Genomic DNA, 19,217 nt, shown 5'->3' with positions numbered 1-19,217 from the left:
TTGCACAGGTTACAAGCACAAGAAAGCAAGTACTTGCATCCATAGTTTCGCACATACGCAATAATCGGTACTCAACTAAATTTTGGGATGTATTAAATTATCAAAACATATCAGTAACAGATTTTTGCGCCAAATAGCATCAGTAGAGCGATAATAGATATAGAGATCAAAATATTTTATATGTCCTTCGCCTCCTGTGCTTGTTGTGTTGTCGTCCTCAACCAACAACAAGAGCAAAATATCTCCCACCAAAACCAGTACCAGGATGTGCCAGTTAACCACAGCAAGAGCGTGGTTAAAACTTGCACTGTTGTTGAAAATGGTCGGGTAGTTGTTAAACCCTTAGAACCACAACTCAATCAAAGTTCCGATTGAAGAAGAATTCTGACTCCTGAATTCAGGAGTCAGAATTCAGCTCGACTAGAAAATACTCGCTACCGCTGCGCTATCCGGTTTTTCGGTCAAAATTCATTCTTAATTCTGACTCCTGAATTGTGTTCGATAAATTTCATTCCTCTAAATCTAAAGGTAAAACATCGTGGAAACGGTTGTAATCAATGTAGCGATGTCCATCGGGTGTGTGGTGGAAGATATCGGCAAATTGACTGTTCCACAAAATCTCATTAGCACCATAAGTATGACGGGCATGGACGACCTGTGAAACCGTTTCATCAAGGCCACTCAAAGAGACGATCAGAATAGTATTTGTCTGGGTTAAGGATTCTGGTGTCATCCCATATAGAGGACTAAACTCATCAATGACATGCATCACTGACCAGCTTAACGTGAAGCTAGGTGTTTGGTTCGTCAGCAGTTTGAGATCGTGGAACCGACGGATAAACTGCCCTTCTAGGGTTACTTCGTCGCGCATTAAGTAGACTCGCATCTGCGCCTCCAGAATTATATTGCGACGCTTATTAGCGCTGCGAAATATGAGAGTCGGCATCGCATTATGAGGTGTAATGACAGCAACACGGCTAAAGACCACACGGGCTGTAGGTCGGGAGAATCGAGCAAACGCTAGTCCTGTCATCACAGCAATTCCCACCAAACCGATCATTGCTTCAATGGTGACAATAATGTTAGCGTAAGTTGTTTTCGGATACATTGCCCCATAGCCAATAGATGCTAGGGTTTGCACGCTAAAGAAAAAGACATCTAAAAAAGAGCCAGGTCGGGCGTTGGCAATACAATCTCCTCCGATCAAGTAAGCTAGGGCAAATAGAGCATTAATAGTTATATAGAAAGTACAAATCAGGATTATAAAGCCAATCCAGGGAATCGTTAGCAGCAGATGATAGGGATCGCGCCAGTAGGAATGCCATGCACCCATACCCATAATCTCAAATTTTCCATCTTGAACATGAATCTGAATAGGTGGGATCAAATGCTGTCGTTTCTTACGTGAAAGTCTCTTGAGTCGAAATTTCATTGCAAGTAGCTACAAGAACGGCAACTGCTTAGTATTGTAAATTAAGTTGCTTTAGAGACATTCACTCTAGATAATTAGGGAGCGGGGACTGGGGACTGGGAAAGAAATTATTTTAAGATTTGCTTGGGATCTCAATCCCCAATTCCTAGTTAAAATTACCCGCAAGGGAATAGAAACTTCACCTTTGTTTTCTTAAATCAGCAAAAAAAATAGGGTGGACATTGCCCACCCTACTAATTTATCTGCTAGAAACTTATTGTTATTGCTTTAGTGATTGACCTTTAGAACAGCGGTCAAACCACTCTTGGTATTTTTTTTGGTGCGACTCATCTTCAACAGCAATGGTAACACGCACCTGCTTACAGCCGTGATTTCGCTCTAGTGCGATCGCATTCAGCAATAAATTAGCAATTTTAGGCGAGCTAAATTCGCCACTTACCGTTAAACCGTTGTCAAAATGTGTAACCTCAACTTTTTCTACTTCGGTCAAATCAACGCCAGTAATTTCTCCTTGCTCTAAATCAATTTCTGCAAGTTGTTTGTGTTCTGGGCTAATTTGCTCCACAATCAGCTTTTCATACCGGACAGGAACTTGTACCATCCGGGTTTCAATTACTTTGCGAACAATTACCTCACCGACTTTACGCTTACTGCTCTCAACAACTAGTCGTTCTTCTAGTAGACGAATAATCTGTTCTTCAGTAACCTGTTCTAAATTCAGTGGTTCAACTGGCCTATTGATAATTTGATTATTAGCTACTTGCTCAGTTGAGATACTATCGCCTGGTGTTTGTGTTTCTAAATATTCAGGCATATACTCAATTTCTGATTTGTTTAAGTCTATGAAAACAGATTTAGTTGGCTTGTCGATTTTTTTTATTCTCTGGCTCTGCAACCGAAATAAAGAAAGATGTTTATCAGCTAACTGCTGACCATATTCTCCAGTTTGTTGATTTGCCTGCTTAGATATAACTAAGTTGAGCCGACGATGAGCATCCACAATTAAATCATGAACTACTCCTACTAGCTGACCTTGCTTATCAAACACAGCAAAATTTTTCACCCTCTGTTTTAAATCTGCCAGAGAGGAGCTAATACGAGAGTTACCGTTTACCTGTACAATATTTTTTGCCATCTGTTGGCGATTCATCTACAAAGTTTACGAAATGCTTTCTAATTAGCTAAATTAAAATCTATTAATGCCCTAGATACTATTTAGACATAGAAAAAGTTTGCGATCGCTGCATTTATCCAACCTATATCCAGAGTGATATTTGCTATTACAAGCACAGGCAAAGCTAATTCAACAGCCTCACCTGCACCCTATAGGATTAATTACTAGCCATTAGTCAATAACTAATGACTATATTTAATTAGCGCTCTTCAACTGGAAGATTACCAGAATTCACATCTAACTCTTCACGACGCACGGTTTCTTGAGTTTCAACCGTGTCTTGATCGACCACTTTTCTAACTCTGACTTCTTCACGTAAAAATGCTTCCTTGCGAACATCAGCAGTTTCTTCGTGGATTTCTATGCGAGCAACTTCGCCTTCACGGAAGTCTGCTTCACGCCCAGAAACAGCCGTACCCGCATCTGCTGGAGTTACACGTTCAATCACAACTCTTTCTCTTTCTACTGGCACTGCAACCCGTGCAGTATCAGTCTCAACATGTTTGCCAATAGTTACTTCTCCAGTTTTTTGGCGTCGTTTACTGGCAATCAGCCGTTCTTCATACAATCTTAGAGTTTGATGATCTTGCTCATTTAACCCGTATAAAGAAGGCTCATTTTCGTAAGTGTAACTATCACGGGACTGACTGGGAGTTGTAGGCAATGGTGCTACAGGTGGTGCTACAGGTGGTGCTAAAGGGTCTAATGCTGCTGAAGCTTCTACAGGAACGTAATCAGTGGGTTGGCGATATACCCCACGTACCCGTTCTTCATAGTCGTAATCAAGGCTTTGACGCTCATTGAACTCAGGCAAATTTTCAGCTTGTTCTCTAGTCAAACCAACCGTGTATACGCGATCAACGCCATAATCGATACGGGTACGACCAATTGGTAGTAATACTTTCTTACCAAAAATCCAGAAGCCTAAGTCAAGTACTAGATAGCGAAAATGACCTTCTTCATCAACTAAAACATCGCTAACAGTACCAATTTTTTCATCAGTCCCTTGTGTATAGACACCCAGTCCCTTAATATCATGACCTTCAAAGGTATCACGGTAGCTAGGCTCAAAATCTTCTAGTTTGTAAAGAACCATTTTTTTAACCTCAAATATTTTTTTTTCATCTCTTACTAACTAAACTATACATTTATTTATTTTTGTACCTCTTTCTGGCGAATGAATTATTTTCAGATTTAAATAATCAAAAGTTATAGATATTGTTAATAACGTAGCTACTAGAGACACAAAAACGTAATGATTTTTCCTTGCTTTGTAAAAACATGTCTAGTATTTGATATATGGAATTTGCCAGATATTATTATATTTATTGCTACAAACTTTTGAATCTATAAATAGAGAGTTTATCAAGATGTATTTTTTTGAAATATGAAAATTCCCACCTTATCCAATAACTCAGTAATTTTGTTATTTAATAAGAAAAATACAGGCAGAATTAAAAATTAACTTTGCCTATATGATCATTTCAGGTAAACCTACTAAACAAATTTATCGAACAGAATTCAGGAGTCAGAATTCAGCAATGTTTTCTGTATGACTGGCGGATAGCGCAGCGTAAAACCTTCTCTACGAGAGGCTCAGCCAACGGCATGGCAACGCTATAAGCGAGTCTGCGATCGCGCAGCGGTAGCGAGTATTTTCGAGTCGCGTCTTGATTATGACTTCTGAATTCTTCTTCAAGAACTAGCTAATTAAATAGCTTCATGTGCATCGATACCATTGTCTTGCACATGTAAATCACCCACTGTATCAACATCCAACTCTTCTCGACGAATAGTATCTTGTGCTTCTACAGTATCCCGTTCTACTACTTTTTTGATCCTAACTTCTTCACGCAAAAAAGCTTCCTTATGTATCTCAGGCGTTTCTTCGTATACTTCTATGCGTGCTACTTCCCCTTCTTGAAACTTAAGTTCATTGGGATCTATAACTTTACCTGCTTCTGTTGGCACAACTCGCTCAATCAAAACTCGTTCTTTTTGAATAGGTACTGTAACGTGTGCAATGTCTGTTTCAATGTGCTTTCCAACTGTTACTTCTCCGGTTTTGATGCGCTGTTTATTGGCAATTAATCGTTCTTCATAAAGTTTAAAAGTTTGATCGGAGTTATCTTTTAAACCGTATAAAGCTGGCTCTTTCTGGTAATTATAGTTATCCCGATCGTAAGTTACACCGCTGGTTGGAGAACGAAATACACTACGTACATTTTCTTCGTAATCGCTATTAACGAGCGCGTCTTCTTTGTGATCAGGTAAATTATCTATTTGCTGTTTACTTAACCCATCAACATAAACGCGTCTTTCTTGATAATTGATCCGGGTAAGACCAATTGGTAGTAATATTTTCTTACTAACCAAACCTAAGCTGATATCAATAATTAAATACCGGAAATGACCATCATCATCAACTAAAACATCAGCTACCGATCCAACTTTATCTCCTCCCTCAGTATAAAGAGCCAGCGCTTTAATATCGTCTCCGCCAAAGGTTTCTCGATAATTGGGGTCAAAATGTTCAAGTTTGTGAATAGGCATAAGCTGTTCCTGAGTTGTATATAACGTTTATTTGTCAGTATAAAAAATATTGTGCTAAGTCTCATCCTGCTGGCGACTGATTTTAATGGAATTATTTGATGATTTATATTAGGGAAATATTCAAGCTAAACACTATTAACAATCAATAGAGATATAACTAAAGTTATAAAAAACCAGAAAATATACTGGTATAAAATATTTTCTCAACTAGTCAAGGCGATCGCACAATGGCGACAAGCAAATTTCTCACCCGCGCTGTTGATCAAATCCTTCCTAGGTTTTCAGGGGATTAGGCGATATCACCTGCGTAAGTCCTGCTAATTAAGAGCTAATACTGAAACAATGGGAGTAGACACTAGAGAACCATGCAGATTATGAGTGAACTTCCAAATAGTCTTGAAGATGCGATCGCCCAATCTCGTGTAGCCGTCCAAACTGCCCTTGCAGATGGCTGTACTCGTCTGCAAGTTGAGTTTCTGTTCCCAGAACTGAAGTATATGCCGGTGGCGGAACAATTTTTGCCCGTGTTTACAGATTATGATTCCCGTTTAAAGATTTTCTTTGCTGATGCTGGCGCAGCTGCCCTAGCCCGTCGTGATTGGGCAGATGCACCATTTCAAATTTTGGATATTGGTACGGGTAGGGCCGCTTCTTTGCAGACAAAAATTCAGCCAGAGGATGAGATTTTCTTATTCATTGCCCCTACTGCCGTAGAAGTGCCGCAGTTAGAAAAGTTGTGTGAAGTAATAGGCGATCGCCCTTTAGTATTGTTAAATCCCCGTTTAGAAGATTCTGGGGTTGTGGGCATTGGTTATGCAGCCAGAAAAACTCGTGAGCGTTTCACCAATACCATTGAATCCTGCTATTATTTGCGTCCCATAGACGATCAAAGTGCCCTGTCTCGCTGCTACCCAGGACAGTGGGAAGTTTGGCTGGAAACCGATGGCGAATATCAAAGAATTGCGGAGTTACCCACAAAACCATCGGGTGATGATTTGGATCAGATTCTTTTAAAAGGACAACCGCAAACAACAACAGATGCGACACCTGCGAGAAAGCCCAGCGTTTTTAAGAGTTTGCAAAGGTTTTTAAAGGCGTTGAGTAGTTAAGAAAAAGCACAAGTTTTTATCTGACAGCATAATCCTTACAGGAGTTACGAACAAAAAGATCCCCGACTTCTTCAAGAAGTCGGGGATCTGAGTCCCTCGATATTTGCACTAACTTCTATCTTTTTTAATTCGCTTGCAACGGTGCATTTAAAACTTTCTCGATGCGATCGCGCGTTTCTAGTAAGTGCGCTTTGGTATATTCATCCTCGGAATTAACTCCCTTAAGTTTCTCATCTAGTTGTTTGAGTTTATACCAAGCTAAAGTCCGAGCATCTTCTGGAACATGTTCTTTTCGCAATACCATACCAGTTAAAATGTCCAGATATTCCCGCTGCAAGCCTCGCCGCAAACTGGCAATTTTCATCGGTTTACCTTTTGGTTTGATGACTTCCGTCCAAATACCTGACTGCAAAGTGTCAAATAATTCTGGTAGAGTCAGGGCTTTTCCTTCGGGAGTTTTGAGTTCGATATCCTTAAGACGAGAAAGGCGATCGCTTGAAAGTAAATCTCGTAATACAGAACCCTGCATAAATAGCACCAAGTCATGAATTGGAAAATCTAAACGGCCAACTTGTGGCGAAGTACCCCAATGTCGCCAACGGGAAGGTGCTAATTTATTTAGTAGTTCTGGTGAAAAGTTTAGGGCATCTTCTGCAAACACATACTTTTGTAGTGTATCTAAAGCTTGGCGCTGTTCTTCAACTGGTACTGCTTCAAATGGTAATCGGTGTTGGGTAACTCCAGAGGGTATCTCACTAGGGTGAATGCGATAGAAAGACTGTCCCCCAATGTATTTTGTGGTGTAATATATTTGCTGAAAATAGTTACCCAATACGGTGCTAAAACGTTCGCTCACATCGCTGTAACTATCACCAGCCATAGGGAAACGTTTATCGAGACGTTCCCACATCACCCGCGCATTATTCAACTGCCACTGAGAATAAAGTAGTACATTGTTACTGTTGTCCCAAGCATCAGCAGTTGGGTCAAGGTCATACACATCTTCATCTGTGGAATAACTCAACTCTGGCTTATAAGATTGTGCAGCGATTTCCTCCAAAATTGGCTTTTCCGCTAGAGGAGTTGATGTCTTAATTGTTGTGTAGCCGTACTTAATCGCCCATTCATCATAAGGCCCCACCACACTGGGAAAATAATCTCCTTGTTTTATACCTTGAGGAGCAATATTTGGGGGAATATAGTCCATTACGGAAGTTGTCAAACCTTTTGTTTTCGTAATTTCCGTATTATTCATTTCCTGGGGTGGTAGCAGTGTACTACCACGGAAATTATGACGTAAACCAAGAGTATGTCCAACTTCGTGAGCGATGATTAAACGTAAATATTGATTGATATATTCTTTCACCTGGTCGGGAGTGGCTATGGTTTCTGGCAGCAATGACATTGCCAGCGAACCAAAGGCAAACTGGTTAGCAGCTTCCATGCCGTAGCATAAATCATACTCACCTGCCATTTTCGATAAACGATTCAACAACCCCTGTTGTCCTGGCATTTTCTGGGTAGCACCATTGTTTTTCGCATCTAAACCATTAGTGCAAAGTAGACGATTTTGCATCAAAGCTGATAGGGTAGTGCGATTTTCTGTTTGACTAGGTTGGACGATTTTACGATACTCATTTTTGAGTGCCCGTATAAAGCTAGCATCTACGAGAATGTCTGCATCTAAAATTTCCCCTGTCAATGGATTAACACGGGATGGCCCCATTGCAAAATAACCATCTACTGTGTTAATCCAGCGAATTGTGTTGTAACGAATATCTGCTGGGTCCCAGGTAGCATCATCGGGCATTTGGCGGACTTCAATTGCATCCTTGAATCCAGCTTTGACAAAGGCTTTGTTCCACATAAGTACGCCATCTTTCATCGCGTCGCGGTACTCTAAGGGCACAGCATTATCAATCCAAAAAACAATTGGTTTTTTGGGGCGAGAAATAATTGCTTTCGGATCTGCTTTTTCTAAATGCCAGCGATTTATATAGCGGACAAAAGAATCGCCGCGATCATCTTTGGATAAATCTTGGTAGGCGGTGATGAAATAGCCGATGCGATCGTCAGCAAGGCGCGGTCGATAATCTTGATCGGGTAATTGGGAGAGACTATAGTGGACGCGTAGGGTAAAACCACGGTTGTCAGCTAGGGATGCAAAGCTTGCTACTTCACTGTCGCGGTCAACGCTACCAGAGAAATTCAAAACTGATTCAACTTCTAAGTTTTGGGGAAAGGCTTTCGCATTACCAAAATAGGATTGCTCTGTGCTGCTTGGAACTCCTAAACTTGCAGATAATCCAGCTAAGTCTGTGAGTAACAGATCTCCCAAGTCAATAAGAATAGTTTTGCGTTCTGGATGAATGCTTTTAATGGAAACGGTGTAGAGAACAGAGTCACTAAAAGATCGCATCAGCGATCGCACCTGGGGATCTCCCTCACGTGTGCGAAAATTCACATTGCGGATCACAAAATGTAGTTTATCATCCACTCGTTGGAAATAAAACAAAAAATCTTGCAGAGGCATACCACTATAAATACCCCGTTCGCCAATACCCGATTCTAGGGTTGCTGTAGCTAGGTAATTTTTATTAAGTTGCTCTGGCTTAATTTCTAGATAAATCTTATTCTTTTCTTTATTGCGATAAAGAGTGAACAATCCCCCTGACTTTTGGGTGTCTTTAGTTACTTCGTTGAATGGCTCTAATTCATCCTTTGCTACTGGTTTAGCAGTAGCACTAGGCTTTGCATTCGGTTTTTCTGGGGGTTTTGCAACTTGCAAAAATGGTTGCTGTGCTGCTTTTTGGGGATCTTTTACTACCCAAATAAATGGTTGAGGCTGTACATGTTTATTTTGATTAACTACCCAAACTTGCCCTGATGATAGCTTCTGTTTCTGAGGAATATTGATATTAGTTAGTGATAAAGCTGAAATTTTAGTTGAAGAAGTTTCTGTTGTTAACTGACTATTAGATTTTTCTTCAGTTTTGGTTTTAACCACACTTTCTACAAACTTATGGTTAGTTGATAACTCTGTATCCACTCTGTTAACAGAGGGTGACTTAGCGCTAGCCGTTGTTACTCCTAAAAACAAACCATGTAACAAAATTATATAAAAAGTTAATTTCTTCATCGCATTTATTCCCTAATAACTATCCCGCAGTTAATTTTTAACTTTTGCAAAGCTATGCAGCCTGGACTCTGCTGATTCTCTTAGCTGCTTTATATTAAGCAGCAAACTTGCGATCGCGCCAATTTTTGATTTTGGATTAAAAAAGTTTTTGGTACTGCTTCGACCCTTGTAGTCAGGGTCAACCAAAAAGGCCTTCGTGACCCTTGATAGTATTCGTGCAGCATCTCCCAGAGAAGATTAGCAACTGTGCGTAACATCTGACTCACTAATGCAAAGCTATCGTCAAGCCAAAATCATCAACCCCTGTATCCTGGTGGTCAGGGTAAATCCAAAATCGTTTGACTGAAATTTTAGTTGCCATTTTTCAGCTTTGTTGTGCTGTTTTAGTGTAGGATTTTCCCTAACAATTGTGTCTCCAAGAAACAGTAAGTATTATTTTTACATCAGACTAGTAAATTTCTTGGGAAGAAAGTATAACAAATTAACCAAAACATGGAAATTACTTGATTTTTGAAAGGATTTTGAAGCTAACACTTTATTGACATCAGGAGAAGCATCTGAAAGCGACTACAGGTAAGCAAGAAGCTATCATCCAGAAAGGTCTTTGCCAAACTCACAAAAACTCGTCTGGTGTAGACATCGCTAACTCATGATTTTTTACTATAGTATTTATTTATACTATTAATTTGTAGCAATGAAAAGCAAACTAGCATAGAAAAATTTTTAATTCAGGATTATCAAAACAGTAACTTAAATGTAACAACGGACACAGAAATGTCAACATATTTATCTCAAGTCTGGCAATTGCTGAGAAATTATGTGAGGGGTACAAGGTTGCAAGAAATGCCAAAGACCACATCGCCAGAAACCGAAGCAGTTTTACCTCTAGGAAAAAGTATTAAAGTAGACAAAAGCATTAAGTTTACTCAAGATAATTTACAGGAATATTTATACTCTCCAAGACTGCAAGAAAGCTTAGAAGAATGGACAATACTAGACAACAGCGGTTTGACTTCTAAGAGCGACGATCGCGCATTGGGCACTTTACCATCTGGGATTTGTTTTAGAGTGTGCGATCGCCAGATGCATGAAGAGATTTATGATTTATTGGGCAATGCTGCCTTGAAACCAGAAATAGTCAGCCAACTCATGGAATTGATTGTGACTGATAAAAAAATTCGCCCAGAATTGCTTTTTGGGCGGCTAGAAGATTTTTATCGTCGTTGGTGTCAGGGAGAATTTATCGATGGGACACCAGATGATAACCTGCCTCAGAAAACAAAGTTAAAGTTGGCGGCACAACAACATATTGCGATTGGGTTGAGACAGGTAGACATATATACAGGGCTGAACGTACTGATTTTACTGTTAGAGTTACACCGCTACGCCCAAGAACGAGATGAACTCAAACAAAAAATCACCTTCTATCCATCAGATCAACCAGACACAGATAATTTTTTCACATCCCAACTGTTGCGGATTATCAACTATAGCGATGCCCTGGAAATTGGCAACTTTTCCAGCATAGTTGGGCAATTCCTTAAAGGCGGCAACTTTCGGAGTGCTTACCTGGGTGATGCTAACCTCACCGGGGCAGACTTTAGCGGTGCTGATCTAAGCCTTGCTTATCTCGGCGATGCCAACTTAATTGGTGTCAACCTCAGCGGTGCCAACCTCAGCGGTGCTAACCTTGGTGATGCTAACCTCAGCGGTGCCAATCTTAGCGGTGCTAACCTCACCGGTGCCGACCTCAGCAGCATCAACCTCAGCGGTGCTAACCTTAACTGTGCCAATCTTAGCCGCGCCGACCTCAACCGCGCCGACCTCAGCAGTACCAACATTAGCCGCGCCGACCTCAGCCGCGCCGACCTCAGTCGTGCTGACATTAGCAGCAGCAACCTCAGCCATGCTGACTTAAGTAACGCCATCCTTTTTGGTGCGAATCTGAGTGAAGCTAACCTTAGCAGCGTCAGCCTCAGCCATGCTGACCTTTGCCGCGCCGACCTCAGTGGTGCTGATTTGAGTCACGCCATCCTCAACGGTAGTAACCTCAGCGACACAATTCTTTTCAGTACCAACCTGAGTGATGCCATCCTTGTTGCAGCAGACCTCAGCTACGCCAAACTTAACGGTGCCAAACTTAACAATGCCAGACTTAACGGGGCAATGTTCTTAGGCGCTGACCTCAGCGGTGTAGACCTCAGTCGGGTAATTCTCAACGAAGCCGACCTCAGCGGCGTGATTCTTAACGACGCCGACCTCAGTGGTGCCGACCTCACCGACGCCATCCTGTTCGGTACAGACCTTAGCTATGCCAACCTTAAGAGTGCTAACCTCAGTGGCAGTAACCTCAGTGGTGCTATTCTCAACGGCGCGGATCTTAGCCATAGCAATCTCAGCTATGCCATTCTGGGTGGTGCAGACCTCAGCGACGCCAATATGGAACAAATGAACTGGGGTAAAAAGCAGCAGTGGGAAGGTGTACGGGGATTAGAGACAGCAGTGAATGTGCCAGAGGCATTAAAAGAAGAACTGGGACTGAATTGAGATGAAGGGGACGTTGCAGAACAGTGGGATGAATTGGAGCAAGCTCTGGAGGTTCTTGAGGCTCTTGAAGCAGGGGGGAATGAAAGGAAGTTGCCAAATCACCCCGCAATTATGCAATGCCACGAGGGGAAAAGTAAAACCCAAGCTTTGAACACCAACTTCCGAGTTCAAAGGTGCAACTTCCGAGTTCAAAAGTGCAACTTCCAAGTTCAAAGGTGCAACTTCCGAGTTCAAAGGTGCAACTTCCGAGTTCAAAGGTGCAACTTCCGAGTTCAAAAGTGCAACTTCCGAGTTCAAAGGTGCAACTTCCGAGTTCAAAGGTGCAACTTCCGAGTTCTGAACACGACTTTCCGAGTTCCGAAGACCATCTTCCGAGTTCTGAACACCATCTATGGATATCTTAGCTTGAATGATGAACTCAGAAATAGCTAATGCCTAATTATTAGCACGATGCGATCGCCTTTTCTCTTCCTCCGTGTCCTCTGCGCCTTTGCGGTTCGTCATTCTTTCTACACCCATCAACCCCAAATTTTACACTAGACTCTAAATAATCAGTAATTACAAGAGTCCCAGCGAATGAACAAGCGTTTATCGCAAACCTGGCAGAAATTTCGGCAATCCTTCTCAGTCGGAGAGACTTTAACCACCACAGTTGAGACTGGCAAAGCAGTTTTAGAAGCTGCAAACACCTTTAAAGAACAAGGTGCCAGCCTAGAACTATTGAAACCTCTGTTACAAAACTCATCTTCACTGCTAGATGTGTTGTGTTCGCCCTTAGCGCAGGTAGTGGGTGCGGGTTTGCCATTCGTGCCGCTTGGAATAGCCTTGCTGAAGTATTCCCGCGACATAACTAAACAAGATCCTTCTCTAGAAGACTGTGTATTTATAGTTAGTCAAGCTGCTTATTTAGAAAGTATCAAAGAAATTTTATCCTTATATCCATCTATTAACTGGGATGCTGATCCCAATATTAAGAAAACACTAACCAAACAACTACAAAAGCTCAATGATCTTGAATTAGATTATGAAAGTGCCAGCAATGTTATAGCCTGTTTCCACGATTCAGAATTAGCGAAAGTATTTAATCAAGTTTTATTAGCGCAGTTAGCAGCAGCAAACATCCCTAAGGCTAATGCTAATATTTTGACGCAACGAGTAGCTTGGAATACTCACCGCTACATAATTAAAGCCTGGATAGAATCAGGCGATGCTATCAAAAATATAATTCAACCTTCCTTTGGAGACTGGCAGAAAGAACAGCAAAAATTCTCCAGCATTGATGAATATCTAAAAACTCATATTTCTAGCAAGCCTTTAGACTTAGTTTTTGACGAAAGTTTCTCATTTCAAGATATTTACGTACCTTTAAAAGCCAAACCTGTAGATAAAAATGGTGAGATAGATCAAAAATCAGACTCCTTAGATTTAGAAACATGGGCTAAGGAAAATCTACTAAATCCAAATAATCTAGAACAAGTGATATTTGTTCAAGGAGGCCCAGGAAGAGGCAAAAGTGTCTTCTGTCGGATGTTTTCTGATTGGGTGCGGCAGCATTTGCATCCCATCTGGACACCGATTTTAATTCGTTTAAGGGATTTAGACTCCTTTGAATCGCGTTTAGAAAACACTTTAGAAGCAGAACTAAAAATTAGTTTTATTCAAAGCGATAAAAACTGGTTGACAAATAAAAACACCCGTTTCTTGTTTATCCTTGATGGATTTGATGAACTGCATATTGAGGCTAGAACTAACCTCAACCTGGAAGCATTTATCAAACAAGTCTCTGGATTTCAACAGGAATGTAAAAGTTACCGCGAAATGGGACATCGGGTGATCATCACTGGTAGGTCGATGTCTTTACAAGGTATCCCTCACTTGCCTCGCAATTTAGAGCGAGTGGAAATTGTCGAAATGGATGGACAACTCCAACAAAAATGGTTGGATAAGTGGGAAGAATTACCAGCTAATAAAGGCAAAACCGCGGCATTTTGGCAGTTTTTACAAAGTGATAAATGTCCATCTGAGGTGACAAAATTAGCCCAAGAGCCGCTCTTGCTTTATTTGTTAGCGGCAATGTATCGAGATGGTAAATTGGCAATTGATAAATTAGAGCAAGCCAGCCATAGCACAGCCAAAATTGTGATTTACCAGGAGGCTTTAAACTGGGTACTGACAAAACAGCGATCGGAAGCGGATGGGACTAATTTAAATATTGAATTAACCCAACAAAAACCCGAAGATTTAAAACGTATTCTCACAGAAGCGGCTGTTTGTGTTGTGCAGTCGGGAGGTGAATTTGCTTCCATGTCAATGTTAGAAGCACGTTTGCAAGACGACGAAACAGCAAAAGCCTTAATTGAAAAAGCTAAAGAAAAACTGGGTAACGAAGCGCTCAAGACAGCTTTAGCTGCTTTTTACATTCGTCCTGCTGATAAACAGGAGGGTGGGGTTGAGTTTTTTCATAAGAGTTTTGGCGAATTTCTCTTTGCTGAACGCCTGAAAACCCGTCTGAAAGCTTGGACACAATACTACGAAGCAGAAGACGGAAAACAACTAATTATTCCTGAAGCTCAAATGAATTGGCAAATTTATGATTTGCTAGGTTTTGGCAGACTCACATCAGAAATTGTGGAATATTTGATGGGGTTGTTGACTGAAAGTCAAGATTTTCCTTGGGAGCAGTTATTTAAGCGCTTAGAAAAGTTTTATGGTAACTGGTGTAAAGGGAAAATTTATTGACTCTGCTGAAGAGACTTTGCCCCAGAAAAAGCTGCGACAGTTGCAAAACTATGGAATTCAAGGGCTAGGTCAGCGTCAGGTGGATATTTATGCTGGGTTGAATGTGATGATTTTGCTTTTGGAGTTGCACCGCTTTGCTAAAGGGCGAGATGATCTTAAACAACAAATTATTTTCTATCCATCTGGTCAACCAGAAAGAAATTCTTGGACAGTCCAACTGCTTCGCATCATTAACTACAGTGATTGCGTTCAGTTTGGAACTTTTAATAGTGTAGTTGGACAATTCCTCAGCAGCGCAAACCTCAGCGGCGCAGACCTCAACCGCGCAGACCTCAGCCGCGCAAACCTCAGCCGCGCAAACCTCAGCCGCGCAAACCTCGGCGGCGCATACCTCAGAGACGCATACCTCAGGGGCGTAAACCTCAGCCGCGCAGACCTCAGGGGCACAGACTTCAGGGGCACAGACTTCAAGGGTACAGACCTCAGGGGCACAGACCTCAGGGGCGCAAACCTCAGTGACACAGACCTCAGGAGCGCAAACCTCAGGGGCACAGACCTCAGTGGCGCAGATCTTAGGGGCACAGACCTCGACGGCGCAGACCTCAGGGGCACAGACCTCAGCCGCGCATACCTCAGCGGCACAGACCTCAGGGGCGCAAACCTCAGCCACGCAAACCTCAGCCACGCAAACCTCAGCCACGCAAACCTCAGGGGTACAGACCTCAGCGGCACAGACCTCAGCGGCGCAGACCTCAGCCACGCAAACCTCAGCCACGCAAACCTCAGCGGCGCAGACCTCAGCCACGCAAACCTCAGCCACGCAAACCTCAGCCACGCAAACCTCAGCCACGCAAACCTCAGCGATGAATTTTTTGGAAATATCCGCTGGGATGAAAATACAAATTGGGAAAATGTGAAAGGGCTGGATACAGCAAAGAATGTGCCAAAAGCCTTAAAGCAACAGTTGGGGTTGAGTTAAGAACAGGTGGGAGCAAAGGAGCAGGAGAGAATCGTTATATAACTGTATTGAACGTGATTCGACGGCTCATATAGTGTCCGCCTAATTAGCTCAATGAAAGAAAAGACCTCTCCCTGGTTTTACTACGCAAAACCGTCCCTCTCCGACTCGGAGAGGGACAGACTTGAACTAAAGTTCAAGACAGGGAGAGGTTCGTCAAACTCACGGTGAATATCATCTTCCGAGTTCCGAACACGACTTTCCGAGTTCCGAACACCAACTTCCGAGTTCCGAACACCAACTTCCGAGTTCTGAACACCAACTGCCGAGTTCCGAACACGACTTTCCGAGTTCTGAACACCAACTGCCGAGTTCCGAACACCAACTGCCAAGTTCCAATCTCAAAAGATGGGCATCTCAGCTTGATTAATGAGCAATACTACCTCAAAGCCAGTTCTGAGCTTGCTAACTCTACATCAGAGGGTTATATCGCGCTTGCTAGAGTGTGAGTAGTTCACGTAGAATATAGTGCCATTGTTGTAGCAGTTCTCATGACCTCATCTGCGTCGTTTGACACATTAGAGTCTTTACAGGCGGATATCGCTGAATTAATCGCTCGTTTACCGACATTAAAAAATCGGCAATTTATTCAGCAAGCACTTGCTACTATTATTCGTCTTGCTGATACCGAAATTGAGCGTCTCGATTGGAAAATCTTGTCGGCTGCATTAGCAGATATGGAGCGCGGTTTCCAGCTTTTTTACGATTACCGACACGTTCGCAAAGTCACCATTTTCGGCTCTGCTCGTCTAGCGCCAGATACACCAGAGTACCAAATGGCCCTTGAGTTTGCTCGTGCTATTTCGCAATTAGGATTTATGGTGATGACTGGCGGCGGTGCTGGAATCATGCAGGCGGGTCATGAAGGGGCTGGGCGAGAAAATTCCTTTGGATTAAACATTCAACTACCCTTTGAACAGGAAGCAAACCCTTTTATAGAAGGTGATCCCAAGCTAATTAACTTCAAATATTTCTTTACCCGCAAGCTGTTTCTCCTCAAAGAAAGTGATGCTGTCGCCTTGTTTCCAGGAGGCTTTGGCACTCAAGATGAAGCTTTTGAATGTATGACATTGACCCAGAATGGTAAATTTGGCCCAGTACCTCTAGTTTTAATCGATCGCCCTGGTGGTGATTACTGGCGCTCTTGGAGCGAATATATCGATAAGCAACTAGTAAAAAACCGCCTTGTCAGTCCTGAAGATCCCAGCCTTTACACGGTGACAGACAAACTGGATGTGGCTTGCGACGCTATCACCCGTTTTTACCAGGTTTATCACTCCTCTAGATATGTCGGCAATAAGTTAGTCATCCGCTTGAAGACAGATATATCAGACGCACTTGTAGAGCGACTCAATGCTGATTTTAGCGACATTATTGTTCAAGGACGAATTGAAAAAAGTCAGGCATTACCTCAAGAAGCCCAAGATGAAACTGTTGGACTACCCCGCCTGATTTTGCACTTCAATCAACGCGACTTAGGGCGCTTGTATCAAATGATTGCCATAATTAACCAGATGGGTACTCCTTCATCAGAGGATGCAGCGCATCCAGAAAGAAAGTAGTAGTCTGTCCCAAAAGTTTTGAGAGGTTAGTGGTGTTCAGATCCCCGACTTCTTGAAGAAGTCGGGGATCTAGCAGCCCCGAAAAATTAATCTTAAGAGGATGTTTTAAAAGTTTTTCACTGTGATTTTAGGCACGTTTAGATCCCCCCTAACCCCCCTTAAAAAGGGGGGAACCGGAATCAAAGTCCCCCTTAAAAAGGGGGATTTAGGGGGATCTAGAATGTTTTGTTACCGACAAAAGGACTTTTCAAACATCCTCTAAGTATTTTTTTGAAAAATCTCATGCGGATAGGTTCATGAGCAATGGACACTTTGGCATTTTCCAAAGAGCCACAAAAACAATATTATTCACCTTACTGGTCTGTCAAGAACTAATTTACGGATAAATTACCTGTAGAGACGGCGATAAATCGCGTCTCTCTAACCGTCAAAATGAATTTGACAGACCACTACTTACAGATGGGAAAAACACCAGTTATTATGACTCAATACTGATTGTCTTAAAAAAACTTGTATATTAGCACAGTAAACAACGTTTCAAATCCTGACAGAGGAATAAAAGATGCTGGAATTATTGGGTTCAGGTTTGGTGTCGCTTTGGCTGGAAATGGCTGGGGTACAAATCAAGCCTCTAGATGCCTTAGATGCACTAACTTGGCAAAGTAGCCCTGGCTTGGTTCTTGCCCCCGATCCAAATCCAGCTGGTGCGACTACGGTGCAGGAATATCTGAAAAAGCTCATAACCTCAAAGGTGGTGGCGCAAAATCTGGCTGAGAGTCAGGGCATTTGGATGCAGTCGGGGCCGATGCTGATGGCGAATCACCAAGGTACGACTCCTCTACCGGCTGCTTCTTTAACCAAAATTGCCACTTCACTAGTTGCTTTGAAAACTTGGGGGCCAGATTACCAATTTGATACTTTGGTAAGCGTAACTGGGCCTGTGGTAAATGGAGTTGTGCAGGGCGATTTGGTCGTTGCTGGCCGTGGCGATCCTTTGTTTGTTTGGGAAGAAGCGATCGCTCTTGGTAATACTCTCAATAAAATGGGCATTAAGCAGGTAAAGGGGAATTTGATCATTAGTGGCAATTTTGCCATGAATTTCCAACGTCAGCCGATGCTGGCGGGTTTAATGCTCAAGCAAACCCTAAATCGCGCGACTTGGGGTCGTCCCGCTCTTTATACATACTCAATCATGCCCAAGGGAACGCCCAAGCCTCAAGTTGTGATTTCCGGCGGCGTGAAAGTTGAGGCACAACCAAACCCTCAACAAACTTTGTTACTGCGTCATCGCTCATTGCCCTTAAAGCAACTGCTTAAGGAAATGAATGTTTACAGTAATAACGATATGGCAGAGATGCTGGCCGACTCAGTAGGAGGAGCAGCTGTAGTGCAATCAACTGCTGCTAACCTGGCTAGAGTGCCACAGGTGGAAATTCAGTTAATCAATGGTTCTGGACTGGGCCCCGAAAATCGCATTTCTCCCAGGGCTGTTTGTGCCATGTTTATGGCTATTCAAGCTGAGGCATCTGCCCATCAATTGAATCTAGCTGATTTGTTCCCCATGTCTGGATTCGATCACCGAGGGACATTACACACTAGACATATTCCCCTGGCGACTGTGATCAAAACTGGTACTCTCCGGGATGTAAGCGCCTTAGCAGGAGTGATGCCTACACGCGATCGCGGTTTGGTTTGGTTTGCGATTATCAACCGTGGGACAAATGTTTGGGGTTTCCGTACTGGACAAGACCAACTACTGCAAAGTGTTGTCAAACAATTACAACAACCTCCCACCGTTCCTATTGCCCTGACTCCCCACTCAGTCATCAATACTTTACCCCAGCTAGGTGCAGCTAATCGGAATGAAATCTTATACAAAAGTTAGTTCATTCATAGTCCACAGTTAGGATAGACAGTGAGTCCGTCTTGTAGCAATCCAAAAGT

Annotated in this window: 13 protein-coding genes; 7 read left to right on the top strand and 6 right to left on the bottom strand. The window is 42.5% G+C overall.

Annotated features, from left to right (window positions below; translation table 11 throughout):
* Positions 1-180 precede the first annotated feature (180 nt).
* Positions 181-375: a hypothetical protein gene (locus HWQ39_RS05135; protein ID WP_292842281.1), complete on the top strand. Its 195-nt coding sequence runs from the start codon at positions 181-183 to the stop codon at positions 373-375.
* Positions 376-508: 133 nt separating this feature from the next.
* Here HWQ39_RS05135 and HWQ39_RS05130 read toward each other — a convergent pair whose 3' ends face one another.
* The 4 genes from HWQ39_RS05130 to HWQ39_RS05115 all read right to left on the bottom strand — a co-directional run bounded on the left by HWQ39_RS05130 (position 509) and on the right by HWQ39_RS05115 (position 5,159).
* Positions 509-1,432: an ion channel gene (locus tag HWQ39_RS05130; RefSeq protein ID WP_292842279.1), complete on the bottom strand. Its 924-nt coding sequence runs from the start codon at positions 1,430-1,432 to the stop codon at positions 509-511.
* 259 nt (positions 1,433-1,691) lie between these two features.
* Positions 1,692-2,582 (bottom strand): DUF2382 domain-containing protein, encoded by an 891-nt coding sequence (locus tag HWQ39_RS05125; protein WP_292842277.1) that lies wholly within the window; start codon positions 2,580-2,582, stop codon positions 1,692-1,694.
* Between the two features lie 223 nt (positions 2,583-2,805).
* Positions 2,806-3,702 (bottom strand): DUF2382 domain-containing protein, encoded by an 897-nt coding sequence (locus HWQ39_RS05120; RefSeq protein WP_292842275.1) that lies wholly within the window; start codon positions 3,700-3,702, stop codon positions 2,806-2,808.
* A gap of 614 nt (positions 3,703-4,316) precedes the next feature.
* Complete coding sequence (locus HWQ39_RS05115; protein ID WP_292842273.1) at positions 4,317-5,159, bottom strand: DUF2382 domain-containing protein; 843 nt, start codon at positions 5,157-5,159, stop codon at positions 4,317-4,319.
* A gap of 374 nt (positions 5,160-5,533) precedes the next feature.
* Here HWQ39_RS05115 and HWQ39_RS05110 point away from each other — a divergent pair, with 374 nt between their 5' ends.
* Positions 5,534-6,268: a DUF1995 family protein gene (locus tag HWQ39_RS05110; protein ID WP_292842271.1), complete on the top strand. Its 735-nt coding sequence runs from the start codon at positions 5,534-5,536 to the stop codon at positions 6,266-6,268.
* A 124-nt stretch (positions 6,269-6,392) separates the two neighbouring features.
* Here HWQ39_RS05110 and HWQ39_RS05105 read toward each other — a convergent pair whose 3' ends face one another.
* Positions 6,393-9,407 (bottom strand): zinc-dependent metalloprotease, encoded by a 3,015-nt coding sequence (locus tag HWQ39_RS05105; protein ID WP_292842269.1) that lies wholly within the window; start codon positions 9,405-9,407, stop codon positions 6,393-6,395.
* A 774-nt stretch (positions 9,408-10,181) separates the two neighbouring features.
* Between HWQ39_RS05105 and HWQ39_RS05100 the strand changes: the two genes are divergently transcribed.
* On the top strand, positions 10,182-11,954 hold the full coding sequence (locus HWQ39_RS05100; RefSeq protein WP_292842267.1) for a pentapeptide repeat-containing protein: 1,773 nt from the start codon (positions 10,182-10,184) through the stop codon (positions 11,952-11,954).
* On the opposite strand, the gene HWQ39_RS05095 is transcribed toward HWQ39_RS05100, so the two are convergent.
* Positions 11,928-12,272, bottom strand: a complete 345-nt coding sequence (locus HWQ39_RS05095) for a hypothetical protein (protein WP_292842265.1) — start codon at positions 12,270-12,272, stop codon at positions 11,928-11,930. The genes HWQ39_RS05100 and HWQ39_RS05095 overlap by 27 nt on opposite strands.
* A gap of 258 nt (positions 12,273-12,530) precedes the next feature.
* On the opposite strand from HWQ39_RS05095, the gene HWQ39_RS05090 reads away from it, so the two are divergent.
* The 4 genes from HWQ39_RS05090 to HWQ39_RS05075 all read left to right on the top strand — a co-directional run bounded on the left by HWQ39_RS05090 (position 12,531) and on the right by HWQ39_RS05075 (position 19,158).
* Complete coding sequence (locus HWQ39_RS05090; protein WP_292842263.1) at positions 12,531-14,693, top strand: NACHT domain-containing protein; 2,163 nt, start codon at positions 12,531-12,533, stop codon at positions 14,691-14,693.
* The gene (locus HWQ39_RS05085) at positions 14,662-15,672 is read left to right on the top strand and encodes a pentapeptide repeat-containing protein (RefSeq protein ID WP_292842261.1); all 1,011 of its coding nucleotides are present in this window, start codon (positions 14,662-14,664) and stop codon (positions 15,670-15,672) included. The genes HWQ39_RS05090 and HWQ39_RS05085 overlap by 32 nt, the downstream gene beginning before the upstream one ends.
* A 530-nt stretch (positions 15,673-16,202) precedes the next feature.
* Positions 16,203-17,273, top strand: coding sequence for an LOG family protein (locus HWQ39_RS05080; RefSeq protein WP_292842259.1), 1,071 nt, complete (start codon positions 16,203-16,205; stop codon positions 17,271-17,273).
* A 562-nt stretch (positions 17,274-17,835) separates the two neighbouring features.
* Positions 17,836-19,158 (top strand): D-alanyl-D-alanine carboxypeptidase, encoded by a 1,323-nt coding sequence (locus tag HWQ39_RS05075; protein WP_292842257.1) that lies wholly within the window; start codon positions 17,836-17,838, stop codon positions 19,156-19,158.
* Positions 19,159-19,217: the final 59 nt, after the last annotated feature.

It is taken from the genome of Nostoc sp. NMS8, from assembly GCF_017115045.1.
Taxonomy (GTDB): Bacteria; Cyanobacteriota; Cyanobacteriia; order Cyanobacteriales; family Nostocaceae; genus Nostoc.
This window is presented reverse-complemented; position numbering and strand designations above follow the sequence as displayed.

Coding starts and splice junctions, on each gene's coding strand:
- HWQ39_RS05135 (WP_292842281.1), top strand. CDS start 181: ATGTCCTTCGCCTCCTGTGCTTGTTGTGTTGTCGTCCTCAACCAACAA.
- HWQ39_RS05130 (WP_292842279.1), bottom strand. CDS start 1,432: ATGAAATTTCGACTCAAGAGACTTTCACGTAAGAAACGACAGCATTTG.
- HWQ39_RS05125 (WP_292842277.1), bottom strand. CDS start 2,582: ATGAATCGCCAACAGATGGCAAAAAATATTGTACAGGTAAACGGTAAC.
- HWQ39_RS05120 (WP_292842275.1), bottom strand. CDS start 3,702: ATGGTTCTTTACAAACTAGAAGATTTTGAGCCTAGCTACCGTGATACC.
- HWQ39_RS05115 (WP_292842273.1), bottom strand. CDS start 5,159: ATGCCTATTCACAAACTTGAACATTTTGACCCCAATTATCGAGAAACC.
- HWQ39_RS05110 (WP_292842271.1), top strand. CDS start 5,534: ATGAGTGAACTTCCAAATAGTCTTGAAGATGCGATCGCCCAATCTCGT.
- HWQ39_RS05105 (WP_292842269.1), bottom strand. CDS start 9,407: ATGAAGAAATTAACTTTTTATATAATTTTGTTACATGGTTTGTTTTTA.
- HWQ39_RS05100 (WP_292842267.1), top strand. CDS start 10,182: ATGTCAACATATTTATCTCAAGTCTGGCAATTGCTGAGAAATTATGTG.
- HWQ39_RS05090 (WP_292842263.1), top strand. CDS start 12,531: ATGAACAAGCGTTTATCGCAAACCTGGCAGAAATTTCGGCAATCCTTC.
- HWQ39_RS05085 (WP_292842261.1), top strand. CDS start 14,662: ATGGTAACTGGTGTAAAGGGAAAATTTATTGACTCTGCTGAAGAGACT.
- HWQ39_RS05080 (WP_292842259.1), top strand. CDS start 16,203: ATGACCTCATCTGCGTCGTTTGACACATTAGAGTCTTTACAGGCGGAT.
- HWQ39_RS05075 (WP_292842257.1), top strand. CDS start 17,836: ATGCTGGAATTATTGGGTTCAGGTTTGGTGTCGCTTTGGCTGGAAATG.